Annotated in this window: 26 protein-coding genes; 17 read left to right on the forward strand and 9 right to left on the reverse strand. The window is 58.9% G+C overall.

The window, feature by feature from the left end; all coding sequences use genetic code 11:
• Nucleotides 1–95 precede the first annotated feature (95 nt).
• Nucleotides 96–275 (forward strand): hypothetical protein, encoded by a 180-nt coding sequence (locus tag ABLV04_RS04100; protein WP_023290745.1) that lies wholly within the window; start codon nucleotides 96–98, stop codon nucleotides 273–275.
• 75 nt (nucleotides 276–350) lie between these two features.
• Here ABLV04_RS04100 and stpA read toward each other — a convergent pair whose 3' ends face one another.
• Nucleotides 351–752 carry a DNA-binding protein StpA gene (gene stpA / locus ABLV04_RS04105; protein ID WP_023290746.1) on the reverse strand — a complete coding sequence of 134 codons (402 nt, stop codon included), beginning with the start codon at nucleotides 750–752 and terminating at the stop codon, nucleotides 351–353.
• A 728-nt stretch (nucleotides 753–1,480) separates the two neighbouring features.
• Here stpA and alaE point away from each other — a divergent pair.
• A complete protein-coding gene (gene alaE / locus ABLV04_RS04110; protein WP_004205719.1) occupies nucleotides 1,481–1,930 on the forward strand; it encodes an L-alanine exporter AlaE in 450 nt (149 codons plus the stop codon).
• 78 nt (nucleotides 1,931–2,008) lie between these two features.
• Here alaE and ABLV04_RS04115 read toward each other — a convergent pair whose 3' ends face one another.
• Entirely contained in the window at nucleotides 2,009–2,371 is a 363-nt protein-coding gene (locus ABLV04_RS04115) for a DUF2002 family protein (RefSeq protein WP_002914291.1), read from the reverse strand.
• 149 nt (nucleotides 2,372–2,520) lie between these two features.
• Between ABLV04_RS04115 and ABLV04_RS04120 the strand changes: the two genes are divergently transcribed.
• Nucleotides 2,521–2,868, forward strand: a complete 348-nt coding sequence (locus ABLV04_RS04120; protein WP_032432206.1) for a DUF883 family protein — start codon at nucleotides 2,521–2,523, stop codon at nucleotides 2,866–2,868.
• Between the two features lie 119 nt (nucleotides 2,869–2,987).
• On the opposite strand, the gene ABLV04_RS04125 is transcribed toward ABLV04_RS04120, so the two are convergent.
• A complete protein-coding gene (locus tag ABLV04_RS04125; RefSeq protein ID WP_180266278.1) occupies nucleotides 2,988–4,364 on the reverse strand; it encodes a PLP-dependent aminotransferase family protein in 1,377 nt (458 codons plus the stop codon).
• An 88-nt stretch (nucleotides 4,365–4,452) separates the two neighbouring features.
• Between ABLV04_RS04125 and ABLV04_RS04130 the strand changes: the two genes are divergently transcribed.
• The 14 genes from ABLV04_RS04130 (at nucleotide 4,453) to leuA (ending at nucleotide 19,040) form a co-directional block, all read left to right on the forward strand.
• The gene (locus tag ABLV04_RS04130) at nucleotides 4,453–4,884 is read left to right on the forward strand and encodes a carboxymuconolactone decarboxylase family protein (protein ID WP_023290749.1); all 432 of its coding nucleotides are present in this window, start codon (nucleotides 4,453–4,455) and stop codon (nucleotides 4,882–4,884) included.
• Between the two features lie 183 nt (nucleotides 4,885–5,067).
• Nucleotides 5,068–5,313 (forward strand): glutaredoxin-like protein NrdH, encoded by a 246-nt coding sequence (gene nrdH / locus ABLV04_RS04135; RefSeq protein WP_048298086.1) that lies wholly within the window; start codon nucleotides 5,068–5,070, stop codon nucleotides 5,311–5,313.
• The gene (gene nrdI / locus ABLV04_RS04140; RefSeq protein ID WP_023290751.1) at nucleotides 5,310–5,720 is read left to right on the forward strand and encodes a class Ib ribonucleoside-diphosphate reductase assembly flavoprotein NrdI; all 411 of its coding nucleotides are present in this window, start codon (nucleotides 5,310–5,312) and stop codon (nucleotides 5,718–5,720) included. The genes nrdH and nrdI overlap by 4 nt, the downstream gene beginning before the upstream one ends.
• Nucleotides 5,693–7,834: a class 1b ribonucleoside-diphosphate reductase subunit alpha gene (gene nrdE, locus ABLV04_RS04145; RefSeq protein ID WP_064155055.1), complete on the forward strand. Its 2,142-nt coding sequence runs from the start codon at nucleotides 5,693–5,695 to the stop codon at nucleotides 7,832–7,834. Before nrdI ends, nrdE begins: the two co-directional genes overlap by 28 nt.
• A 10-nt stretch (nucleotides 7,835–7,844) precedes the next feature.
• Nucleotides 7,845–8,807 (forward strand): class 1b ribonucleoside-diphosphate reductase subunit beta, encoded by a 963-nt coding sequence (nrdF, locus tag ABLV04_RS04150; protein ID WP_032453806.1) that lies wholly within the window; start codon nucleotides 7,845–7,847, stop codon nucleotides 8,805–8,807.
• 356 nt (nucleotides 8,808–9,163) lie between these two features.
• Nucleotides 9,164–10,366: a glycine betaine/L-proline ABC transporter ATP-binding protein ProV gene (gene proV / locus ABLV04_RS04155; RefSeq protein ID WP_002914328.1), complete on the forward strand. Its 1,203-nt coding sequence runs from the start codon at nucleotides 9,164–9,166 to the stop codon at nucleotides 10,364–10,366.
• Nucleotides 10,359–11,426, forward strand: coding sequence for a glycine betaine/L-proline ABC transporter permease ProW (gene proW, locus ABLV04_RS04160; protein ID WP_087775231.1), 1,068 nt, complete (start codon nucleotides 10,359–10,361; stop codon nucleotides 11,424–11,426). The genes proV and proW overlap by 8 nt, the downstream gene beginning before the upstream one ends.
• Nucleotides 11,427–11,503: 77 nt before the next feature.
• Entirely contained in the window at nucleotides 11,504–12,502 is a 999-nt protein-coding gene (gene proX / locus ABLV04_RS04165; protein WP_180266279.1) for a glycine betaine/L-proline ABC transporter substrate-binding protein ProX, read from the forward strand.
• A gap of 180 nt (nucleotides 12,503–12,682) precedes the next feature.
• Nucleotides 12,683–13,429: an AzlC family ABC transporter permease gene (locus tag ABLV04_RS04170; protein ID WP_180266280.1), complete on the forward strand. Its 747-nt coding sequence runs from the start codon at nucleotides 12,683–12,685 to the stop codon at nucleotides 13,427–13,429.
• A complete protein-coding gene (ygaH, locus tag ABLV04_RS04175; RefSeq protein ID WP_072413487.1) occupies nucleotides 13,419–13,754 on the forward strand; it encodes an L-valine transporter subunit YgaH in 336 nt (111 codons plus the stop codon). The genes ABLV04_RS04170 and ygaH overlap by 11 nt, the downstream gene beginning before the upstream one ends.
• 90 nt (nucleotides 13,755–13,844) lie before the next feature.
• Entirely contained in the window at nucleotides 13,845–14,375 is a 531-nt protein-coding gene (mprA, locus tag ABLV04_RS04180; protein WP_002914337.1) for a transcriptional repressor MprA, read from the forward strand.
• A 125-nt stretch (nucleotides 14,376–14,500) separates the two neighbouring features.
• Nucleotides 14,501–15,673: a multidrug efflux MFS transporter periplasmic adaptor subunit EmrA gene (gene emrA, locus ABLV04_RS04185; RefSeq protein WP_004205697.1), complete on the forward strand. Its 1,173-nt coding sequence runs from the start codon at nucleotides 14,501–14,503 to the stop codon at nucleotides 15,671–15,673.
• A gap of 15 nt (nucleotides 15,674–15,688) precedes the next feature.
• Nucleotides 15,689–17,227 carry a multidrug efflux MFS transporter permease subunit EmrB gene (gene emrB / locus ABLV04_RS04190; RefSeq protein ID WP_002914342.1) on the forward strand — a complete coding sequence of 513 codons (1,539 nt, stop codon included), beginning with the start codon at nucleotides 15,689–15,691 and terminating at the stop codon, nucleotides 17,225–17,227.
• 136 nt (nucleotides 17,228–17,363) lie between these two features.
• Nucleotides 17,364–19,040 (forward strand): 2-isopropylmalate synthase, encoded by a 1,677-nt coding sequence (gene leuA / locus ABLV04_RS04195; protein ID WP_023290757.1) that lies wholly within the window; start codon nucleotides 17,364–17,366, stop codon nucleotides 19,038–19,040.
• Here the strand turns inward: leuA and ABLV04_RS04200 are convergent.
• The 6 genes from ABLV04_RS04200 to ABLV04_RS04225 form a co-directional block, all read right to left on the reverse strand.
• Complete coding sequence (locus tag ABLV04_RS04200) at nucleotides 19,019–19,786, reverse strand: helix-turn-helix transcriptional regulator (RefSeq protein ID WP_032456498.1); 768 nt, start codon at nucleotides 19,784–19,786, stop codon at nucleotides 19,019–19,021. The two genes, leuA and ABLV04_RS04200, sit on opposite strands and share 22 nt — an antisense overlap.
• A 52-nt stretch (nucleotides 19,787–19,838) precedes the next feature.
• On the reverse strand, nucleotides 19,839–20,354 hold the full coding sequence (gene luxS / locus ABLV04_RS04205) for an S-ribosylhomocysteine lyase (RefSeq protein ID WP_023290759.1): 516 nt from the start codon (nucleotides 20,352–20,354) through the stop codon (nucleotides 19,839–19,841).
• A gap of 165 nt (nucleotides 20,355–20,519) precedes the next feature.
• Nucleotides 20,520–22,076 (reverse strand): glutamate--cysteine ligase, encoded by a 1,557-nt coding sequence (gene gshA / locus ABLV04_RS04210; protein ID WP_180266281.1) that lies wholly within the window; start codon nucleotides 22,074–22,076, stop codon nucleotides 20,520–20,522.
• Between the two features lie 66 nt (nucleotides 22,077–22,142).
• The gene (locus tag ABLV04_RS04215) at nucleotides 22,143–22,571 is read right to left on the reverse strand and encodes a YqaA family protein (protein ID WP_023290761.1); all 429 of its coding nucleotides are present in this window, start codon (nucleotides 22,569–22,571) and stop codon (nucleotides 22,143–22,145) included.
• Entirely contained in the window at nucleotides 22,568–23,134 is a 567-nt protein-coding gene (yqaB, locus tag ABLV04_RS04220) for a fructose-1-phosphate/6-phosphogluconate phosphatase (RefSeq protein ID WP_109882481.1), read from the reverse strand. The genes ABLV04_RS04215 and yqaB overlap by 4 nt, the downstream gene beginning before the upstream one ends.
• Nucleotides 23,135–23,259: 125 nt before the next feature.
• Nucleotides 23,260–23,574: a BON domain-containing protein gene (locus tag ABLV04_RS04225; protein ID WP_023290762.1), complete on the reverse strand. Its 315-nt coding sequence runs from the start codon at nucleotides 23,572–23,574 to the stop codon at nucleotides 23,260–23,262.
• Nucleotides 23,575–24,007: the final 433 nt, after the last annotated feature.

A 24,007-nucleotide genomic window follows, 5' to 3' on the forward strand; every position in this document is an offset into this window, starting at 1 on the left:
TTGTTTTAACAAAAAAGAGCACACCCGGTGTTCAGTGCGCGGGCGTTGAGCTATGGTTTAGGTTCATCCGTGGTATTAACAATGAGGAGTGAATGATGTTTTCTGTCGGCGATCTGGTACAACCGCGTGCGGGCGGGCCAAAACTGAAAGTGGTCGAAGTGCAGGGCGAGGATCTGGTGGTGGTTCAGGCCGCGCAGGAGCAGGGAGAACGCTATACGCTGAAGTCAGACGAGGTGACGTCCTATCAGGAAGAGGGGGACTTCGGCGTCTGCTGAAGCCCCTCGCTGCAGGTCATAAGGCCAGGCCGGGCGGTGGGTCTTTCCGCCGTCGCGGCGCTGGCCGCATCGGTTTTAAATTAAAAAGCTGTCCAGCGATTTCCCCTCGGCGACCGCCTGGGCAATCGGCTTCGGCATTCTTCCCTGGCCGGTCCAGGTTTTCTCGGCGCCGGTATGATCGGTATAACGATATTTCGCCGGGCGCGGTTTGCGCTTTTTACCGCCCGCCATCGGCGGCTGAATATCGGCCACCAGCTCGTCAGGAGAAATACCGTCGGCGCGCATCAGCTCAAGCCAGGTATTCACTTTTTCCTGATATTCCGCCTGCTGCTGCGCTGCCAGCTGCTGTTGCGTACGTATTTCTTCAGTGACGATCCTGAGCTTTTCCAGCATCTCTTCAAGCACGTCAATGGAGAATTCACGGGACAGCGCGCGCAGTGAACGGATATTATTCAGTTTGTGTAACATTGAAGACATAAAATTAAAAATTTCCAAATAGCAAATTAAAAGACACAACGCGGCAAGTGTAATAGAAACGTTTATTTATTTCCAGCCTTCGGTTATCCAGATAAATATATTATGCAGAGAGTAAACCTTTTCCACCTACCTTATATCGGGAAATCCCCGGTTCTTTTTCGCCAGCGCAGGCCAATAAGACCCTGAATAAATAAAAGCGGCGGATGGTGAGATAGGAAAATATATCAAGAAGGCGATATTACCTTTATGGTCAGCGGGTTATCCTCTTATCGTCGGTGAATGCGCAGGCCCTCTCCGCGTGGCCAAATGAATAGTTACTCAGTCATTCAGAATAAAACGCCACATATCGTTTTAGAATTTTTCACCACAAAAACCGGCATAATGGCATAAAAACATCTAAACATGACCCTCATCACAGGCTAACGCGATTTTGCGCCACAGCGGGCGGTCAGATACCGACCCCCTGGTCAGATATCATGGCACAAAACAACACAACCATTTGAAATTAAAAGAATTTAATAAAACCAGCACTAAAAGTAGCGTAACGGGCAAAAAACCGACCTTCGCAGAGTATTTTATCGACAAAAAGGCAATAAATAAAAATTTATAGCTAGTTGCCACTTTTAATGCAGAGATATACTCTACGCACATCAAAACAGGCAGCCCAAAAACGCTATACCAACGCGCATTTTTCGGCGTTATTGACTTCATTTTCGAGGAGCACTCCGATGTTCTCTGCGCACTCACGCTTGCGGCATGCGGTTGCAGACACCTTTGCGATGGTGGTTTACTGCACCGTCGTCAACATGATGATCGAAATTTTTCTCTCTGGTATGACGTTTGAGCAGTCGTTATCGTCGCGCCTGGTGGCGATCCCGGTCAACATTATTATCGCTGTCCCTTACGGGATTTATCGCGACTTCGCGATGCGTCAGGCCCGGCGCATCACTCCGGCCGGCTGGATGAAAAATATGGCCGACGTGCTGGCCTACGTGACCTTCCAGTCGCCGGTTTATGTCGCCATTCTGTGGAGCGTGGGTGCGGACTGGCACCAGATTGTCGCTGCGGTGAGCTCGAACCTGGCGGTTTCAATGATGATGGGCGCCGCTTACGGCTACTTCCTCGACTATTGCCGCCGCCTGTTCCGCGTGGCGCCCTACCAGCAGGCAAAAGCCTGACCGACACGTTAACAGCGACTGGCTCTGCCAGTCGCTTCCTCCCGCCAGCCAGCTTCTCCCGGGTCTTTATCCAGCGAATTAATTCGTCGACATGGCCGGCTGGGCTTCGCCAAACAGACCATTAAGAAAACGCTCAAGCGCCATGCGTGAGCTAAAGCCGTGCGGAATACCATAATGCTGCTGCGCATCCCCGGCTAAATACAGCGGAAACTGTTCATAATGGTCGCAGGTTTTGATATCTGAAGCCGGTTCAGCCAGCATATTGCTGCGCTCTTTTAACGCTGGATGAATAACTAACGCTGTTCGCCCCATGCGCGCTTCGCGGTTCACATAAACATAATTATCGCCGCGGCGATAGCCGTACGCTTTTTGCGTCACAACATCCATGGTGAAGCCGGCTTTTTCAAGAACACGCGCCACCTCATCGGGTCTTAAATACATACTGATTCCTCGTTATCTTTTACCGCACATTGACCTTACCTTATTCATTAAGGGCAGTGCTTTCGGAATATTCCAGAAACCACAGCAGTAAGCATAATTCAAAATCTTGTCCTACACTTACTCACTCGATGGAATTAAGGGAGATAACGATGGCTAACCATGTGAACCGCAACAATTTTGACGAGAATGCCGAAGATATTCATAACGATGTCAGCCAATTAGCGGACACGCTGGAAGAGGTGCTGAAATCGTGGGGCAGTGACGCGAAAGAGGAAGCGGAAGCGGCGCGTGCCAAAGCGCAGTCGCTGTTAAAAGAGACCCGCGCCCGCCTTAATGGCCACAACCGGGTGCAGCAGGCGGCGCTGGATGCGCGCCAGGCAGCGTGCGATGCGCTGGGCTGCGCCGACACCTACGTGCGCAATAAACCGTGGCACAGCGTGGGCGCCGCCGCCGCCGTCGGGGTATTTATTGGCGTATTGCTCAATTTACGTCGATAATAGCTATAGCGTTTGCTGCCGCCGCGCGATAAGCGCGCGGAAGCCCGCCTGCTTCACGGAAAGCAATGAAGATAACAAATACGCGTCAGCCCCTGCGCGCCTCTGGCCGCAGGGGTTTTTTATACGCCAGCGGGCGTGACGCCGCCGACGCCGATCGCCTCCCTCAGCCGCCGGGCCAGCGCGCCAGCCATTGCCGGCGAGCGAATATTGGTAAAACTCATCAGTAATCCCCCCTCGCCGGTATGGCGCATCCGCCAGTCGCTCAACGCCTGTACCGCCAGCCCGCCCGCCACCGCCCGTTGGGCCAGCAGGCGATCGTCGCCGTTGACGGGCATGACCAGCTGAATCCCCCCTTGCTGCGGCGTGACCTGAAAGCCCTGCGCCTGCAGAGCCGACTCCAGCCACTCCCTGCGCTGGCTGTAGCTGGCGCGCATTTTTTTCAGATGACGCCAGAAATGGCCCTGCTGGATAAAATCCGCCAGCGTCTGCTGCCACAGGGTGGGAACGGTGCAGGGCTGGCGCTCCACGGTCTGGTGAAAGCGCGCAGCCAGCGCGGTCGGCACCACCAGCCAGGCGGTGCGCAGCGCCGGAAACATCGACTTACTGAAGGTGCCCGCGTAGATGACCCGCTGTGGCGCATCAAGGCTTTTCAGCGGCGGCAGCGGTTTGCCGCGATAGCGAAACTCGCTATCGTAATCATCCTCAATTATCCAGGCGTCACGCTCTGCGGCCCATGCCAACAGCTGGCGACGCCGGGGCAGCGAGAGCGCCACTCCCAACGGACTCTGATGCGCCGGGGTGAGCAGGGCAAACCGCGCCTGCGGGTGATGGCGCTGGCCCCAGGCGATATCCATCCCTTCGTCGTCCACCGGGATCGCATCCACCACCAGCTGCCCGGCCTCGACCACCGGGCGGATAAAGGGATATCCCGGATCCTCCATCCACATATGCTGCCCCGGCTGCGCCAGGGTACGCAGGATCAGGTTTATGGCGGTGGCATAGTTGCCGGCGATCAGGACCTGCTCCGGCTGGCAGTCGATACTGCGCGACAGGCGCAGATAGTCGACGATCGCCTGACGCAGAAGCGGGTCGCCGCCGGGATCGCCGGGCGCCAGATCGAACCGCGACTGCGTCCGCAGCCGGCGCCCCATCACCCGCGCCCACAGCCCGCGCGGAAAGAGATCCAGCGCCGGGAGCCCCATCTGAAACGGCAACGGCTCCGCCGGCGCGGCAGGCTGCGCTGGCGGCACTGGCGCCAGCTGGCGCGGACTGAGCCGCTCGCTGACAAAGGTTCCCGCCTGCCCGCGTCGCTCGAGCCAGCCCTGGGCGACCAGTTCGCCCCAGGCGTTTTCGATGGTCGCCCGGGAGACGCCCTGCTCCTGGGCAAACACCCGGCTGGCGGGCAGACGGCTGCCCGGAGCCAGTTCGCCACGTTCAATGGCGGATTTCAGCTGGCGGGCGATGCGTTGATAGAGAGGGAGGTGGCTGGCTTCCATTATGGTCTGCTTTTTTCATCACAATATGGCTATCTTTTGCAGTCCATTATAGTGCTATTTTGGCTGCCGTCTTAGAGAGGAGAACACCATGAGCCAATTACGTCAGCCATTCAGTGAACTGAGCCCGGAAGTCTATAAAGGGCTGGTGCAGGCCAGCCTCGCGCTGGAGAAAAGCGAGCTGGGCAGCGCCCTGGTGGAGCTGGTCTATTTACGCGTGTCGCAGATCAACGGCTGCGCCTTCTGCCTTGAGAAGCACAGCCAGGCGCTGCGCAAAGGCGGCATGGCGCAGAGCAAGCTGGATGCCCTGGCCGGCTGGCGGGTGAGCGACCATTTTACCCCTGGCGAACGCGCGGCGCTTGCCTGGGCCGAGTCGGTCACCGACATCGCCGCCAGCCATGCGGAAGATGAGGTTTACCTGCCGCTGCGCGAACATTTTACCCCACGTCAGATAAGCGATCTCACCTTCGCCATCAGCCTGATGAACGCCTTTAACCGCCTCGCCGTCGCCATGCGTCTGTAGTTTCGCGCAGCCTTCCCCCTCCTCCGCCTGGCCACCCCGGCGGGGGAATTGTTTGCTAAAAACGCTATATATTGAGTGGTTGAAGTTTTAAATAACTACATCTAGTATTTCCTTATCGAATGGCCCACAACGTTCGACGCTACGTTTAGCGCCGTGTTGTTATCTTAAATGGAAATACGAATCATGCGCATTACTATTTACACTCGAAATGACTGCGTGCAGTGCCATGCCACCCGACGAGCCATGGAGAGCCGGGGACTGGCCTTTGAAATGGTCAACGTCGACCAGCAGCCGGATGCCGCCGACACCCTGCGCGAGCAGGGGTTTCGCCAGCTGCCGGTGGTGATCGCCGGCGACCTGCGCTGGAGCGGCTTCCGCCCGGATATGATCAATCGCCTGCGCCCCTCCGTCGCGGCGGCCAGCGCATGAGCCTCATCGTCTACTTCTCCAGCCGTTCGGAGAACACCCATCGCTTTGTGCAGCGCCTGGGGCTGCCGGCGGTGCGCATCCCGCTGAACGAGCGTGAACCTCTGCAGGTAGACGAGCCCTATATTCTCATCGTTCCCAGCTATGGCGGCGGCGGTACCGCCGGCGCCGTGCCGCGTCAGGCGATCCGCTTTTTAAACGACGTACATAACCGTCGGCTGATCCGCGGGGTGATTGCCGCCGGCAATCGCAACTTTGGCGACGCCTGGGGGCGCGCCGGGGATGTCATCGCGCAGAAATGCGCCGTGCCCTATCTCTACCGCTTCGAGCTGATGGGAACCCCCGACGATATCGATAACGTGCGTAAAGGAGTCAGCGAATTTTGGCAACGACAACCGCAGAACGTATAAACGCCGCCGTGGATTTTCACGCCCTCAATGCGATGCTGAATTTGTACGACAGCGAGGGCCGCATCCCGTTTGAGAAAGATCGCCAGGCGGTTGAGGCTTTTATGGCGACCCAGGTTCAGCCCAACACCCTCGCCTTTGCCAGCCAGGAGGATAAACTCAGCTGGCTCGTCCGCGAGGGCTATTACGATCCCCAGCTGCTGGCCGGCTATGATCGCGGGTTTGTGCTGGCGCTGTTCGCCCATGCCCGGCGCGCCGCGTTTCGCTTCCAGACCTTCCTCGGCGCCTGGAAGTTCTATACCAGCTACGCGCTGAAGAGCTTTGACGGCAAGCACTACCTCGAGGATTTCGCGGAACGCAGCGTAATGGTGGCCCTGACGCTGGCCCGGGGCGATGAACAGCAGGCGCGGCAGCTGACGGAGGAGATACTCAGCGGCCGCTTCCAGCCGGCCACGCCCACCTTCCTTAACGCCGGCAAACAGCAGCGCGGGGAGCTGATCTCCTGCTTCCTGCTGCGCATTGAAGATAATATGGAGTCCATCGGCCGGGCGGTGAACTCGGCGCTGCAGCTGTCGAAGCGCGGCGGCGGCGTGGCCTTTTTACTCTCCAATCTGCGCGAGGCCGGGGCGCCGATCAAGCGCATCGAAAATCAGTCCTCCGGCGTGGTGCCGGTGATGAAGATGCTGGAGGACGCCTTCTCCTATGCCAACCAGCTCGGCGCCCGCCAGGGGGCGGGGGCGGTCTGGCTGCACGTTCACCATCCCGATATTTTGCGCTTCCTTGATACCCGGCGTGAAAATGCCGATGAGAAAATCCGCATCAAAACCCTGTCGCTGGGGGTGGTGATCCCTGACATCACCTTCCAGCTGGCGAAAGAAGACGCGCAGATGGCGCTCTTCTCGCCGTATGATGTCGAACGGCTGTACGGCAAACCCTTCGCCGACTGCGCCATCGGCGACCTCTATCCACAGCTGGTAGCCGACGATCGGGTTCGCAAACGCTGGATCCGCGCCCGCGACCTGTTCCAGCGCCTGGCGGAGATCCAGTTTGAATCCGGCTACCCGTACATCATGTTTGAAGACACGGTGAACCGCGCCAGTCCGGTGGCCGGGCGGGTCACCATGAGCAATCTGTGTTCCGAGATCCTGCAGGTCAGTACGCCGTCCGCCTATAATGAAGATCTCAGCTATGCCCATATCGGGGAAGATATTTCCTGCAACCTCGGCTCGCTGAACATCGCCCACACCATGGACTCGCCGGATTTCGGCCTCACTATCGCCACCGCGGTGCGCGCCCTGACCGCCGTGTCCGACATGAGCCACATTCAGTCGGTCCCCTCCGTGGCGGCCGGCAACGCCGCCTCCCACGCCATCGGCCTGGGGCAGATGAATCTTCACGGCTACCTGGCGCGGGAAGGCATTGCCTACGGCAGCCCGGAGGGGCTGGACTTCACCAATATCTACTTCTACACCGTGACCTGGCACGCGCTGCACACCTCGATGCTGTTGGCCCGCGAGCGCGGCCAGCGCTTCGCCGGCTTCGGGCAGTCGCGCTACGCCAGCGGGGAATACTTCGACAAATATCTGCAGGAGTCGTGGCAGCCGAAAACCGAACGGGTCCGCGCGCTGTTCGCCCGCGCCGGCATCTCCCTGCCCGACCGGGAAAGCTGGCGCCAGCTGCGCGACGACGTCATGCGCTATGGCATTTACAACCGCTATCTGCAGGCGGTGCCGCCCACCGGCTCGATCTCGTACATCAACCATGCTACCTCCAGCATTCACCCGATCGTCTCGAAGATTGAGATCCGCAAAGAGGGGAAAACCGGACGGGTGTACTACCCCGCGCCGTTTATGAATAACGATAATCTGGCCCTCTACCAGGATGCGTACGAGATAGGCCCCCGGAAGATCATCGACACCTACGCCGAGGCGACGCGCCACGTCGATCAGGGGCTGTCGCTGACCCTGTTCTTCCCGGATACCGCCACCACCCGCGATATCAACAAGGCGCAAATCTACGCCTGGAAGAAAGGCATTAAGACGCTGTACTACATCCGACTGCGCCAGCTGGCGCTGGAAGGCACTGAAATTGAAGGCTGCGTGTCCTGCGCGCTGTAAGGAGAACAGGATGACCCATTTAACGCGCGTCAGCGCGATCAACTGGAACCGCATCGATGACGATAAAGATCTGGAGGTGTGGAATCGTCTCACCAGCAACTTCTGGCTGCCGGAGAAAGTGCCGCTGTCGAACGACATTCCCGCCTGGCAAACCCTCAGCGCGGCGGAGCAACAGTTGACCATTCGCGTTTTTACCGGGCTGACCCTGCTCGATACCATTCAGAACACCATCGGCGCGCCGGCGCTGATGGCGGACGCTCTGACCCCGCATGAGGAGGCGGTGCTGTCGAATATCAGCTTTATGGAAGCGGTTCATGCCCGCTCTTACAGCTCCATCTTTTCCACGCTGTGCCACAGCAAAGAGGTGGATGCCGCCTTCGCCTGGAGCGAAAGCTGCGAACCCCTGCAGCGCAAAGCGCAGCTGATGCTGGGCTACTATCAGGCCGACGAGCCGCTGAAGAAAAAAATCGCCAGCGTGTTTCTCGAATCCTTTCTCTTCTATTCCGGCTTCTGGTTGCCGATGCACTTCTCCAGTCGGGGAAAACTGACCAATACCGCGGATCTGATCCGCCTGATCATTCGCGATGAAGCGGTGCATGGCTATTACATCGGCTACAAGTATCAGAAAGGGCTGGAGATCGTCAGCCCCGGTAAGCGCGAAGAATTAAAAAACTTCGCCCTCGATCTGCTGATGGATCTGTACGACAACGAGCTGGCCTACAGCCGGGAACTGTACGGCGAGAGCGGCTGGTTCGACGACGTCAGCGCCTTCCTGTGCTACAACGCCAACAAAGCGCTGATGAACCTCGGCTACGAGGCGCTGTTCCCGGCGGAGATGGCGGCGGTTAACCCGGCGATCCTCGCGGCGCTGTCACCCAACGCCGATGAAAACCACGACTTTTTCTCCGGCTCCGGCTCCTCCTACGTGATAGGAAAAATGGAAGAGACCGCCGACGACGACTGGGACTTTTAACCGTACTTTCACCAGGAATATCGCCCGCATATTCCTGGTGATCAATTTCACAGAATCGCGATTAATCCACCAAATATTCTCTCCATGGTCTAACCGTCATCACTTCGTCATATTTAGCAGAAAACCGGTCCATTTCAGTCTAATTATCCAAAGATAATCAAAAAATATTACCCACAACAAATTACCGCTCAGCCCTTATATCACGGGGGCTGTGCCGCCATGTCCCTCCCTCCATTTTGCCGAGAGTTTGCCATTGAGGGTTGTCACAGAATCTGAGTATGTTAGGGTGTAAAAAGATCATTATCACCATTGGGTACCATATCGCAATAAACAAATAACAGGAACTTCTCTATTGCATGGCAATTAAATTAGAAATCAAAAATCTTTATAAGATATTTGGCGAGCACCCTCATCGTGCTTTCAAATATATTGAGAAAGGACTCAACAAAGCGCAAATACTGGAAAAAACGGGGCTGTCGCTTGGCGTCAAAGACGCCAGTCTGGCCATTGAAGAAGGCGAGATATTCGTCATCATGGGGCTCTCCGGCTCGGGGAAATCCACCATGGTTCGCCTTCTCAATCGCCTGATTGAACCCACCCGCGGCCAGGTGCTGATTGACGGGGTCGATATCGCCAAAATGTCGGACGCCGAGCTGCGCGAGGTGCGTCGTAAAAAAATTGCGATGGTTTTTCAGTCCTTTGCGCTAATGCCGCACATGAGCGTGCTCGACAATACGGCGTTTGGCATGGCGCTTGCCGGCGTCCCGGCCGCTGAGCGAGAGCAAAAAGCTCGGGAAGCGCTGCGTCAGGTGGGGCTGGAGAATTATGCCCACGCCTGGCCGGATGAACTCTCCGGCGGGATGCGTCAGCGCGTCGGTTTAGCCCGCGCCCTGGCGATTAATCCCGATATTCTCTTAATGGATGAAGCCTTCTCCGCGCTCGATCCGCTCATTCGCACCGAAATGCAGGATGAGCTGATCAAATTACAGGCTAAGCATCAGCGTACTATTGTCTTTATTTCCCATGACCTTGATGAAGCCATGCGAATTGGCGATCGTATCGCCATTATGCAAAATGGCGAAGTGGTTCAGGTCGGCACTCCGGATGAAATATTGAATAATCCGGCCAATGATTATGTCCGCACCTTCTTCCGCGGCGTCGATATTAGCCAGGTCTTCAGCGCGAAAGATATTGCCCGTCGTAGCCCGGTCGGCCTGATTCGTAAAACGCCAGGTTTTGGCCCCCGCTCTGCGCTGAAATTATTACAGGATGAAGACCGGGAATATGGCTATGTCATTGAGCGCGGTAATCGCTTTGTCGGGATTGTCTCGATCGATTCTCTGAAAACCGCGCTCAGCGCCGGCCAGGGGATCGAGGCGGCGCTGATTGACGCCCCGCTGGCGGTGGAGGCGCAAACGCCGCTCAGCGATCTGCTCTCCCACGTCGGCCACGCCCCGTGCGCCGTCCCGGTGGTGGATGAAGAACAACAATATATCGGCATCATTTCCAAACGAATGTTGCTCCAGGCTTTAGATCGCGAGGGGGTGAATCATGGCTGATCAAACCAATCCGTGGGACAGCGCCCCGGCAACCGACAGCGCCGCTCAGGCTGCTGACGCCTGGGGTGGCGCCTCAACTGCCGCGCCGACTAATAGCGGCGGCGCCGACTGGCTGCACAGCGCCCCGGCGCCGCAGCCGGAACAGTTCAATATCATGGATCCGTTCCATAAGACCCTGATCCCGCTCGACAGCTGGGTGACCCACGCCATCGACTGGATCGTGCTGCACTTCCGCCCGCTGTTCCAGGGGATCCGCGTGCCGATCGACTACATCCTCAGCGCCTTCCAGCAGCTGCTGTTGGGGATGCCGGCGCCGGTGGCAATTATCGTCTTCGCGCTGATCGCCTGGCAGATCTCCAGCCTCGGCATGGGGGTCGCCACCCTGGTCTCGCTGATTGCCATCGGCGCCATCGGCGCGTGGTCGCAGGCGATGGTCACCCTGGCGCTGGTCCTCACCGCCCTGCTGTTCTGCATGATCATCGGCCTGCCGCTGGGGATCTGGCTGGCGCGCAGTCCGCGAGCGGCGAAAATTATCCGCCCGCTGCTGGATGCCATGCAGACCACGCCGGCCTTCGTCTACCTGGTGCCGATCGTGATGCTGTTCGGCATCGGCAACGTGCCCGGCGTGGTGGTGACGATTATCTTCGCCCTGCCGCCGATCGTCCGTCTGACCATCCTCGGGATAAACCAGGTGCCTGCGGATCTGATCGAAGCGTCGCGCTCGTTTGGCGCCAGCCCGCGCCAGCTGCTGTTTAAAGTTCAGCTGCCGCTAGCGATGCCCACCATTATGGCCGGGGTTAACCAGACGCTAATGCTGGCCCTGTCGATGGTGGTGATCGCCTCGATGATCGCCGTCGGCGGTCTTGGCCAGATGGTGCTGCGCGGCATTGGCCGCCTGGATATGGGCCTGGCCACCGTCGGCGGCGTGGGGATCGTGATCCTGGCGATTATTCTTGACCGCCTCACCCAGGCCGTCGGCCGCGACGCCCGCAGTCGCGGCAACCGCCGCTGGTACACCACCGGCCCGCTGGGGCTTCTCACTCGCCCTTTCTGTCGATAAGTCGATAACAGCGCCGCTCCCTGACACCAGCCGATGCCGGGGGGCCGCCTTCCCGTTAAACAATAAGAGGAACCACCATGCGACATAGCACGATGATGGCCACCGCCGCCTTTGCCACCCTGATCGCCACCAGCGCCTTCGCCGCCGACCTGCCGGGCAAAGGAATTACCGTCAAGCCGGCCCAGAGCACTATCTCCGAAGAGAGCTTCCAGACCCTGCTGGTCAGCCGCGCGCTGGAGAAGCTTGGCTACACCGTCGAAAAACCGAGCGAAGTGGACTATAACGTCGCCTATACCTCGATTGCCGCCGGGGATACTACCTTTATCGCCACCAACTGGCAGCCGCTGCACGATGACATGTACGCCGCTGCGGGCGGTGATAACAAATTTTACCGCAAGGGGGTGTACGTCTCAGGCGCCGCCCAGGGCTATCTGATCGATAAAAAAACCGCCGAGCAGTACCACATCACCTCTATCGATCAGCTCAAAGATCCGCAGATCGCCAAACTGTTTGATACTAACAACGACGGTAAAGCGGACCTCACCGGCTGTACACCAGGCTGGGGCTGCGAAGCGGTGATTAACCACCAGATTGACGCCTATGGCCTGAGCAAAACCGTCACCCATAACCAGGGCAACTACGCGGCGATGATGGCCGACACCATCGCCCGCTATAAAGAGGGTAAACCGGTGCTCTACTACACCTGGACGCCGTACTGGGTTAGCGACGTGCTGAAGCCCGGCAAAGACGTCGTCTGGCTGCAGGTGCCGTTCTCCTCCCTGCCGGGCGAGCAGAAAAACATCGACACCAAACTGGCCAACGGCGCCAACTATGGCTTCCCGGTGAACAGCATGCACATCGTCGCCAACAAAGCCTGGGCGGAGAAAAATCCGGCCGCCGCCACCCTGTTTAGCGTCATGAAGCTGCCGATCGCCGACATCAACGCCGAGAATGCGATGATGCACGAAGGCCATGCTTCCGAAGCCGACATTAACGGTCATGTTGATGGTTGGATCAAAGCCCACCAGCCGCTGTTCGACAGCTGGGTGAAAGCCGCGCTCGCCGCGCAGCAGTAACCCGCCCCCGGATAAGGCCTGGCGCCTTATCCGGGCCCCTTCCCCGCCTTTCATCCCGTCAGGGTCATGGAAAAGCGGATTGCGGGCATTTTCATAGTGTTAAGGCGCGTCGCGCTCTGTTAAGGTGGGGACATCGGTCAATTTGCCACCTTCACATGGATCCAGCGATAAGTTATTCATATGGAAAACCCCGCGCCCTTAACCTGTGCCTTACCTGAACGTGTCGCTACCGTCGGCGAAGGCATTAAAGACAGTCTCCCCATCGTCATCAGCTACCTTCCGGTGGCATTCGCCTTCGGACTGAACGCCACCCGGCTGGGTTTCACCCCGCTGGAAAGCCTGTTTTTCTCCTGCATTATTTACGCCGGCGCCAGCCAGTTTGTGATCACCGCCATGCTGGCCGCCGGCAGTTCGCTGTGGGTCGCCGCCCTGACGGTGATGGCGATGGACGTCCGCCACGTGCTGTATGGCCCCTCGCTGCGCAGCCGCATTCATACCGCGCTGGACAAAAAGAAGACCGCCCTCTGGGCCTTCGGCCTGACCGATGAGGTTTTCGCCGCCGCCACCGCCAGGCTGGTTCGCGACAACCGACGCTGGAGCGAAAACTGGATGCTCGGTCTCGCGTTTACCTCATGGGCATCGTGGGTGTGCGGCACGCTGGCCGGCGCCTGGTCCGGCAACGGCCTGCTGGTGGATTATCCGGCGGTGGAAGCCGCGCTCGGCTTTATGCTGCCGGCGCTGTTTATGAGCTTCCTGCTGGCCTCTTTCCAGCGCCAGCAATCGCTGTGCGTCACGGCGGCGCTGGCGGGCGCGCTGGGCGGCATTCTGTTATTTTCCATTCCGGCGGCGATCCTCGCCGGGATTGTCTGCGGGTGTCTGACGGCGCTGGTCCAGGCCATGCTGAAGGGGATGCCGGATGAACAGTGAGGTCCTTCTGCTCGGAGTGATTGTCGGCGGCGTGAACTATCTGTTTCGTTATCTTCCCCTGCGTCTGCGCGCGGGCCATGCCCAGCCTGCCCGTCGTGGCCCGGTCAGCGTGCTGCTGGATACCATCGGCATCGCCTCGATTTGCGCGCTGCTGGTGGTCTCCAGCGTGCCGGAGATCCTCGCCGATGCCCATCGCCTGGCGCCGACGCTGATCGGCTTCCTGGTGCTGGGGGGCGCCTTCTGGAAAACCCGCAGCATTATTATCCCGACCCTGCTGTCGGCGTTGGCCTACGGTCTGGCCTGGAAAATCGCCAGCGGGCTCTAAGCTTTGCGTATCAATTTTGGTCAATAATTCATTTGATTTATTTGTCACAATAGTTATTATATCGGCTGTAATTAATGAGGTCATACCCAAATGGATAGTTCGTTTACTCCCATTGAGCAAATGCTCAAGTTCCGCGCCAGCCGCCATGAAGATTTCCCGTTCCAGGAGATTCTGTTAACTCGTCTTTGCATGCATATGCAAGGTAAGCTGCTGGAAAATCGCAATAAAATGCTCAAAGCGCAGGGAATTAACGAGACATTATTTATGGCGCTGATTACGCTGGAGTCGCAGGAAAACCACAGCATTCAGCCGTCCGAGCTGAGCTGTGCGCTGGGCTCGTCGCGTACTAACGCCACCCGTATCGCTGATGAACTGGAAAAACGCGGCTGGATTGAACGCCGCGAGAGCGATAACGATCGTCGCTGTCTGCATCTGCAGCTGACCGAAAAGGGCCATCAGTTTTTGCGTGAAGTCCTGCCGCCGCAGCATAACTGCCTGCACCAGCTGTGGTCTTCACTCAGCACCAGCGAAAAAGATCAGCTCGAACACATTACCCGCAAACTCCTGAGCCGCCTTGACCAGATGGAAGAAGAAGGCGTGCTGGCGGACTCTCTACGCTAAGGGCGGCGTCGCTCAGCCCATTTTTACGTTACAAGGAAAACAGCCAGGCCAGCAGATCTCTGCTGGCCTTTCTGATAAACAGGTCGGCTCAGCCGATGTGAAATAATAAGATCGTGGAGAATAACATGAGCGCAAATGCGGAGAGCCAAACCCCGCAGCAACCAGGCAGCAAAAAAGGGAAGCGTAAAGGCGCCCTTCTGTTGCTGACATTGCTCTTCATTATTATTGCCGTGGCATATGGGATTTACTGGTTTCTGGTACTGCGTCACTACGAAGAGACCGACGATGCCTACGTGGCAGGGAACCAGGTACAAATTATGGCCCAGGTCTCGGGCAGCGTGACCAAAGTCTGGGCAGACAACACGGACTATGTGCAGAAAGGCGATCCGCTGGTCACTCTCGATCAGACCGATGCCCAACAGGCGTTTGAGAAAGCCAAAACGCAGCTGGCCGCCAGCGTGCGTCAAACCCGTCAGCAGATGATCAACAGCAAGCAGCTGCAGGCGAATATTGACGTCAAAAAGACCGCCCTCGCCCAGGCGCAGGCTGACCTGAACCGCCGCATCCCGCTGGGCGCCGCGAACCTCATCGGCCGCGAAGAGCTGCAGCACGCCCGCGACACCGTCGCCAGCGCGCAGGCCGAGCTTGACGTGGCAATCCAGCAGTACAACGCCAACCAGGCGATCGTGCTGGGTACCAAACTGGAACAGCAGCCGGCGGTGCTGCAGGCGGCGACTGAAGTGCGTAACGCCTGGCTGGCCCTGCAGCGTACGCAGATCGTCAGCCCGATTAGCGGCTACGTTTCCCGCCGCTCGGTACAGCCTGGGGCGCAGATCGGCACCACCACGCCGCTGATGGCGGTGGTTCCGGCGACCAACCTGTGGATCGACGCTAACTTTAAAGAGACCCAGCTGGCGCATATGCGCATCGGCCAGCCGGCCACCGTAATCAGCGACATCTATGGCGATGACGTGAAATACACCGGCAAGGTGGTTGGTCTGGATATGGGTACCGGGAGCGCCTTCTCCCTGTTGCCGGCGCAGAACGCCACCGGCAACTGGATCAAAGTGGTACAGCGCTTGCCGGTCCGCATCGAGCTGGATGAAAAACAGCTGGCGGAACACCCGCTGCGCATCGGCCTCTCGACGCTGGTGGAAGTTAACACCACCGATCGCGATGGCGAAATGCTGGCAAGCCAGGTGCGGAGCTCCCCGGTCTACGAGAGCAATGCCCGCGAAATCGCTCTCGATCCGGTCAATAAACTGATAGACGAGATCATTCAGGCCAACGCCGGATAATTCGGGGTGAGTGTAATGCAACAGCAAAAACCGCTGGAAGGCGCGCAGCTGGTCATCATGACCATTGCGCTGTCGCTCGCGACGTTCATGCAGGTGCTGGATTCCACTATCGCCAACGTGGCGATCCCGACCATCGCCGGTAACCTTGGCTCATCGCTGAGCCAGGGGACCTGGGTCATCACCTCGTTCGGGGTCGCTAACGCCATCTCCATTCCGATCACCGGGTGGCTGGCCAAGCGCGTGGGCGAGGTGAAGCTGTTCCTGTGGTCCACCACCGCTTTCGCCATCGCCTCCTGGGCCTGCGGCGTCTCCAACAGCCTGACGATGCTGATCTTCTTCCGCGTCATTCAGGGGATTGTTGCCGGGCCGCTGATCCCGCTGTCGCAAAGTCTGTTGCTCAGCAACTATCCGCCGGCGAAACGCTCTATCGCCCTGGCGCTGTGGTCGATGACGGTGATCGTCGCTCCCATCTGCGGCCCGATCCTCGGCGGCTATATCAGCGATAACTACCACTGGGGATGGATCTTCTTTATCAACGTGCCCATTGGCGTGGCGGTGGTGCTGATGACCCTGCAGACCCTGCGCAACCGGGAAACCAAAACCGAACAGCGGCGTATCGACGGCGTCGGCCTGGCGCTGCTGATCATCGGTATCGGTAGCCTGCAGGTGATGCTGGACCGGGGTAAAGAGCTGGACTGGTTCTCCTCCAATGAAATTATCATTCTGACCATCGTGGCGGTGGTGGCGATAAGCTTCCTGATCGTCTGGGAGCTGACCGACGATAACCCGATTGTCGATCTGTCGCTGTTTAAGTCGCGCAACTTCACCATCGGCTGCCTCTGTATCAGCCTGGCCTACATGCTCTACTTCGGGGCCATCGTGCTGCTGCCGCAGCTGTTGCAGGAGGTCTACGGCTACACCGCGACCTGGGCCGGCCTGGCGTCAGCGCCGGTGGGGGTGATCCCGGTCATTCTGTCGCCGATTATCGGCCGCTTTGCGCATAAGCTCGATATGCGACGGCTGGTCACCTTCAGCTTTATCATGTACGCCGTCTGCTTCTACTGGCGCGCCTGGACCTTCGAACCGGGGATGGACTTTGGCGCCTCGGCGTGGCCGCAGTTTATCCAGGGCTTCGCGGTAGCCTGCTTCTTCATGCCGTTGACCACCATCACCCTCTCCGGCCTGCCGCCGGAACGGCTGGCGGCGGCGTCGAGCTTGTCGAACTTCACCCGTACTCTTGCCGGCTCCATCGGGACCTCGATCACCACCACCCTGTGGACCAACCGCGAGGCGCTGCACCATGCGCAGCTCACCGAATCGGTGACGCCGTTCAACCCCAACGCGCAGCAGATCTACGATCAGCTGCAGGGGATGGGAATGACGCAGCAGCAGGCGTCCGGCTGGATAGCGCAGCAGATAACCAACCAGGGGCTGATTATCTCCGCCAACGAAATCTTCTGGATCTCAGCGGCCATTTTCATCCTGCTGTTGGGACTGGTATGGTTCGCCAGACCCCCGTTCAGCGCCGGCGGCGGCGGCGGCGGCGCGCACTAAGCCTCACATTAAGGGACCTGCGGGTCCCTTTTTTACGGCGTCAGGTTGTCCAGTTCTCGCTAGTTTCTGTCTCGTTTGCGAAAGCCCGCCAGCCGGCGCTCGGGCAGGATAGAGGCTGACTATTAAGGAGAACACTATGCTGAGCCATCCTGCTGAAAAGTACCGTCCCTATCCGCCGATTACCCTGCCCGACCGCCGCTGGCCGGACCGGCAAATCAGCCACGCCCCGCGCTGGCTGTCGACCGACCTGCGCGACGGCAACCAGGCGCTGGCGGAGCCCATGGACAGCGCCCGCAAACTGCAGTTCTGGGATCTGCTGCTGGAGTGCGGCTTTAAAGAGATTGAGGTCGCCTTCCCTTCCGCCTCGCAAACCGATTTCAACTTTGTCCGCCAGCTGATTGACGAACAGCGCATCCCGGAGGAGGTCACCATCCAGGTGCTGACCCAGGCGCGGGACCCGCTGATCCTGCGAACCTTTGAAGCGCTGCGCGGCGCCCGCCGGGCCACCGTCCACCTCTACAACGCCACCGCGCCGCTGTTCCGCGAACTGGTTTTCGGCATGGACAAGGCCGAGGTGATCGCCCTCGCGACCCGCGCCACCCGGCTTATCCGCCAGCAGTGCGAACAACAGCCGGAGACCCGCTGGCAATATGAATATTCGCCTGAAACCTTCTGCTTCACCGAACCGGAGTTTGCGCTCGAGATTTGCGAAGCGGTGGCGGACGTCTGGCAGCCCTGCGCCGAGCGACCGATGATCGTCAATCTGCCGGCGACGGTGGAGGTCAACACCCCCAACGTCTATGCCGATCAGATCGAGTACTTTTGCCGCCACTTCTCCCGCCGCGGCGAGGTCTGCATCAGCGTGCATCCTCACAATGACCGCGGTACCGGCGTCGCCAGCGCCGAGCTGGCGGTGATGGCCGGCGCCGACCGGGTGGAAGGCTGCCTGTTCGGCAACGGCGAACGCACCGGCAACGTCTGCCTGGTGACGCTGGCGATGAACCTCTACAGCCAGGGCGTCGACCCTGAGCTTCGCTTCGAGCAGATGAACCGGGTGGTGGAAGTGGTGGAAAACTGCAATCAGATCCCCGTGCACCCGCGCCACCCGTGGGCGGGAAGTCTGGCCTACACTGCCTTCTCCGGTTCCCATCAGGATGCGATCAAAAAAGGGTTTGATGCCCGTCAGCCTGGCGACCCATGGCGGATGCCCTACCTGCCCATTGACCCGCAGGATATTGGCTGCAGCTATGAGGCGGTGATCCGCGTCAACAGCCAGTCGGGGAAAAGCGGCAGCGCCTGGCTTATCGAACAAAATCATGGTCTGAAGCTGCCCCGCGGGCTGCAGCAGGACTTCAGCCAGCACGTTCAGCAGGCCACCGATAGCGACGGCAAAGAGATGACCCACCATGCGCTGTGGCAGCTGTTCCGCACGCGCTACGGGCTGCAGGCGCAGCCTGCGCTGACGCTGGTCGATTATCAGAGCGCCAGCCAGCAGGATGGTCAGCTGTCCCTGCAGGCGACGCTACGTCACCACGGCGAAACCCGACGCCTGCAGGGCCAGGGCAACGGCCTGCTCTCCGCCGCCGCCAGCGGCCTCAGCGCGCTGTTTCGGCAGCCGTTTATGATCAAGGACTATCATGAGCATACCCTCGGCGCGCGCAGCGACAGCCGGTCGGTGGCCTATATCCGCTGCGTTTTTCCGCAAGGAGAGAGCTACTGGGGCGTGGGTATCGATAATGACGTGGCGCGCGCCTCGCTGCAGGCGCTGTGCAATGCGCTCAGCGCCGCCGATCAGGCCGGCGGACGAAAATAGTCGCTGGGGGCGACGCCCATCACCCGACGAAACATGGCGCTGAAGGCGCTGTGGCTGCCGTAGCCCAGCTCCAGCGCCACCCGCAGGACGGAGTGGCCCTGCGCCAGGCGAATCAACGCTTCCATTAGCTTCGCCCGGCGCACCCACTCGCGCCACGTCAGGCTAGTCTGCTGCTGAAAATGGCGGTTCAGGGTTCGCTCGCTCATGCTGCACGCCTTCGCCGCCTGGCTGCTGCTCCAGACGTCGCCCGGCGCCTCGCGCACCTGCTGGCACAGCCGGCGCAGCGTTTCGCTTTGCGGCTCCGGCAGGCCAAACGGCAGGATCGCCATCCCGCGGATCTCATCGAGGATCAGCTCATAAATCCGTTCGTCGCGGCTGGCGGGGGCATAGCGCTCGGCCAGCGCCAGGGAAGAGACGATCAGTTCCCGCAGCAGCGGCGTGATCTGGACGATCTGGCAGCCCGCCGGAAGATCGGCGCGCGCCAGCGGATCGATAAACAACGTGCGCGCCGCGACGTTGCCGGTCATGCGCAGCGCGTGGGGCGTTCCCGCCGGCAGCCAGACGCCGCGCCCGGGCGGCACCACCCAGTAGCCTGCCGGCGTCGCCACCCGCACCACGCCGCTTAAAATATGCAGCAGCTGGGCGCAGTCATGCTGATGCCAGTCTTCCTGGTCACCGTGAGCGTAATCATGGGCAAAGGGCACCAGCGGGCGGTGCTGAAAGGAGAAGGTGGTGGTGGTCGTCATGGCGGCGTCGGGAGAGCGGCCCGGCGACAGGCGTCGGGCCGCGGCGGAAGCACTAGATGTGCAGTTCCTGCAGTTTTTCTTTCGGCAACGCCAGTTCGTCGTTGCTGTTGATGCGCACATCGCGCTCAATGATATGACGAGCGATCTCCTGCGCCTCTTCCAGCGAGTGCATGGTATAGGTCCCGCACTGGTAGACGTTCAGCTCCGGGATCTGGTTCTGATCTTGCACCTTCAGCACGTCGGCCATCGCCGCTTTCCAGGCGTCGGCGACGCGCTGCTCGTCCGGCGTACCAATCAGGCTCATATAGAACCCGGTGCGGCAGCCCATCGGCGAAATGTCGATAATTTCCACGCCATTCCCGTTCAGGTGATCGCGCATAAAGCCGGCGAACAGGTGCTCCAGGGTGTGGATACCGCGCTCCGGCATCACTTCCTGGTTCGGCACGCAGAAGCGCAGATCGAATACGGTGATTTCATCGCCATGCGGCGTGTTCATTTTCTTCGCGACACGCACCGCTGGGGCTTCCATTCGGGTATGGTCGACTGTGAAACTATCTAACAACGGCATTCGTCACCTCCGGGAGTGAATTTTTTTAAAATAAAATGAACTCTTTGTTCAGCCGCGAGTCTCAGTATATGAAAGACGCGCATTTATTATCATCATCATCCCTGAATCAGAGATGAAAGTTTGGCCACAGTGATGTGGCCTTTTTCTTTTCCAGCGCTTCGACCGCTACGCGTGCCGCGCCAACAGCGCCTCAAACGGCTCGCTGTCTTCCGCTTCTACTTTCTTCTGTCGCGCCACCGACGCGTCGCGCTCGGCGATGAAATCTTCTTCGCTCAGGATCTCCAGCGGCTCTTCACGCAGCTGGGTCCGGTAACGATCGGCCAGCGCACGGCCGGTTCCGCCAATCCCTTCTTCAATCATAGAACGCAGAATGCGGGCTGAGAAGGTTAATTCCGGATCGTCAAAACAGGCCAGCAGCTTATCGCAGACCTGTTGATAGGCCTCGCCGCCGTGAATGCTGTCCAGCGTCTGCGCCACGCGGCGTAAATCGCGGAACAGATCTTTACCTACCTGCGCCAGCGGGAACTGCGCGCTTTCGCAGCCGATGCCCAACGTTAAGCCCGGCTTACGGCCTTCCAGAATCACCCGATTCCAGTTGGTGCGGGTGCACAGCAGCTCATCGCTGCTCATCTCCGGCGCGTCGGCCAGCGCGCACCAAACCATAAACAGATCGAGGAAACGCACCTGCTGGGCGTCAACGCCGATCGGCGAGAACGGGTTGATATCCAGCGAACGCACTTCAATGTACTCAATGCCGCCGCGCAGCAGCGCATCGGACGGGGTTTCGCCCCGACGGGTGACGCGTTTCGGGCGGATCGGCGCATAGAGTTCGTTTTCAATCTGCAGGATATTGCTGTTGATCTGCAGATACTTACCGTCTTTTTCCAGCCCGATTTTGGCGTACTCTTCCGACGGCGTTTTAATCGCGCGCTTCAATCCTGCCACATACTCGTGCAGATCGTTAAACGTAATTCCGAGATTGCTTTGCGACTTATTGGTATAACCGAGGTCGCTGAGGCGCAGCGAGGTGGCGTACGGCAGGTAGTACATGCCGTTGCCCGTCTCCTCAAAGGGCAGCGTCGTCGGCTTTCCTTGCAGGAATGAAGAGCAAATCGCCGGCGAGGCGCCGAACAGATACGGGATCACCCAGCCAAAGCGATAGTAGTTACGAATCGTGCGGAAATAGCCTGCCGAAATGGCCTCTTTCCCGCTTTCAGCGTCTTCCACACCGCACTTCGCCTGCCAGAAAGTCATCGGCAGCGAGAAGTTATAGTGCACGCCGGAGATAGTCTGCATCAGCGCGCCGTAGCGGTTCTTCAGCCCCTCGCGATACAGCGTTTTCAGGCGTCCCACGTTAGAGGTGCCGTACTGCGCCAGCTCAATATCCTGACCGGGGGCGATATAGCAAGGCATGCTCAGCGGCCACATCCGCTCGTCACCAAGCTGACGCGCGGTATAGCGATGGACATCGCGCATAAAGGTCAGCATATGCTCAATATCGCCGTCCACCGGCGTAATAAACTCGAGTAAAGCTTCGGCAAAATCGGTGGTAATCCATTTATGCGTCAGCGCTGAGCCTAACGCCAGAGGGTGACCGGTCGTCGCCAGCGTACCGTCTGCGTTCACGCGCAGCGTCTCCCGCTCCAGACCACGTTGAATACCCTGCAGGGCCTGCGGATGTTTTTCCAGCCAGGCCAGCGCCTGTGATACGTCCGGGATCAATTTGACCTCCCGCCTGTCGAAATCGTTTGAATAAGCATAATTGTAATGGATGAACTATCAGTCCAATTAGTGCCACCACGTCATGCCCTGAAGCGTCGCTGCCGCAATGACGATATAGCGCAGCGCCTTTCCAAGACATAAGAAAAAGAGTACCGGTCCCCAGGAAATGCGCATCCATCCCGCCAGCAAACACAGTAAATCGCCGACAACCGGCGCCCAGCTTAGCAACAGCGTCACCGCGCCGTAGCGCTTAAGCCAGCCGGCCGCCCGCTCCTGCCAGCGCGAGGTTTTACGCAGCGGAAACAGGCGCCCCAGAATAACGTTAGTTACCCCTCCAAGGCTATTGCCGATTGTTGCTATTAATACTAACCACCACGGATGACTAACCCCCGTAAGAAGCATCGCAACCAGCACAACCTCCGAATTGCCGGGAAGCAGCGTGGCGCTTAAAAAGCTACTGGCGAACAGCGAGAGGAGTGACAGCGCGTCGCTCACAGCAAACGCACGTCTACAGCGTCCATTCCCGCGCGCTTCGCCGCCTGCAGACCAAAGTCGGCATCTTCGAAGACCACGCATTTTTCCGGCGCGACGCCCATGCGCTCGGCGCACAGCAGGAAGGTATCGGGCGCGGGTTTATGGTTGACCACATGATCGGCCGCCACCACCGCGGAGAAGTAATGACGCAGGCCCAGGTGCGCCAGCAGCGCTTCGGCGACGGCGCTTTCACTACCGGTGCCGACCGACATCGGGCGACGGCCGTGCCACGCTTTGACCACCTCGATCAGCGGCAATGGGCGTACGCTATCCAGCAGCATCGCCTTAACGGCCAGGTTTTTTTCCTGCGCCAGGCGATGTGGATCGAGATCCGCCTGGTTGAGTTCAATAATCGCCTGGGCAATCCGCCAGGTCGGTGAGCCATTGAGGGCGACCATCGCCTGTTCGTCGAAACGCATACCGTAGCGGCCCAGCACCTCGTTCCATGCCTGACGGTGGGTCGGCTCGGTATCGAGGATGGTGCCATCCATATCAAAGATCAGTCCTGCGTAACCTTCGTACATCGTCTTCTCACCAACCGGTTAATGAATGGTTACTGTAACGCAAAAGCCGGTCGTTGTCGCGGCCAGCGGCGCAGACGACAAAGGCGCCCACAGGCGCCTTCAGGCATCAGACCGGATAGACGGCCTTATTTAATACGCAGATCGTTTTCGACCATTCGCACACCCTGCACCCGACGGGTGACTTCCACCGCCCGTTTAGCGCTTTCCGCGGAGGAGACAAATCCGCTCAGCTGGACGCGGCCTTTAAAGGTCTGGACGCTGATTTCAGAGGACTTGATGTCTTTATCGTTAAAGAGCGCCGTTTTCACCTTAGTGGTCACCACGGTATCGTCAATGTAACCGCCGGTACTTTCTTTGGTGGACGAACCGGCACAGCCAGCGAGGACCGTCGCCACCAGCAGCGTCGCGCAAAAAGCAGGTATTGCTTTGAACCATTTCATGGATTTCTCTCCTTGCATTTATCTCAGCCTGATAACGCTGATATACAAGGATAAATTATAGTGGAAAGCGCGGCTTGCCAATAAAAAAGTCGGATGAAACTGGGATGAAAAACGCGGTTATCGGGATGGCGAGGGAAGCGTGAAGAGGGTGCCGTTGCTTACGCAACGTTATCCGCCCTGGTGCTGGCGATAATTTCGCAGACCATGAAACAACATTTTCGCTGTTACTAAGGAGAAGGCTGTTGCTAAGGAGAATATGGTGCATCCGGGAGGATGACTCGGCTGCGCCTCGCCCTTCGGGCCGTTGCTTACGCAACGTTATCCACCCTGGTGCTGGCGATAATTTCGCAGACCATGAAACAACATTTTCGCTGTTGTTAAGGAGAATATGGTGCATCCGGGAGGATTCGAACCTCCGACCGCTCGGTTCGTA

It is taken from the genome of Klebsiella sp. JN_Kp127 (assembly GCF_040062505.1).
GTDB lineage: Bacteria > Pseudomonadota > Gammaproteobacteria > Enterobacterales > Enterobacteriaceae > Klebsiella > Klebsiella quasipneumoniae.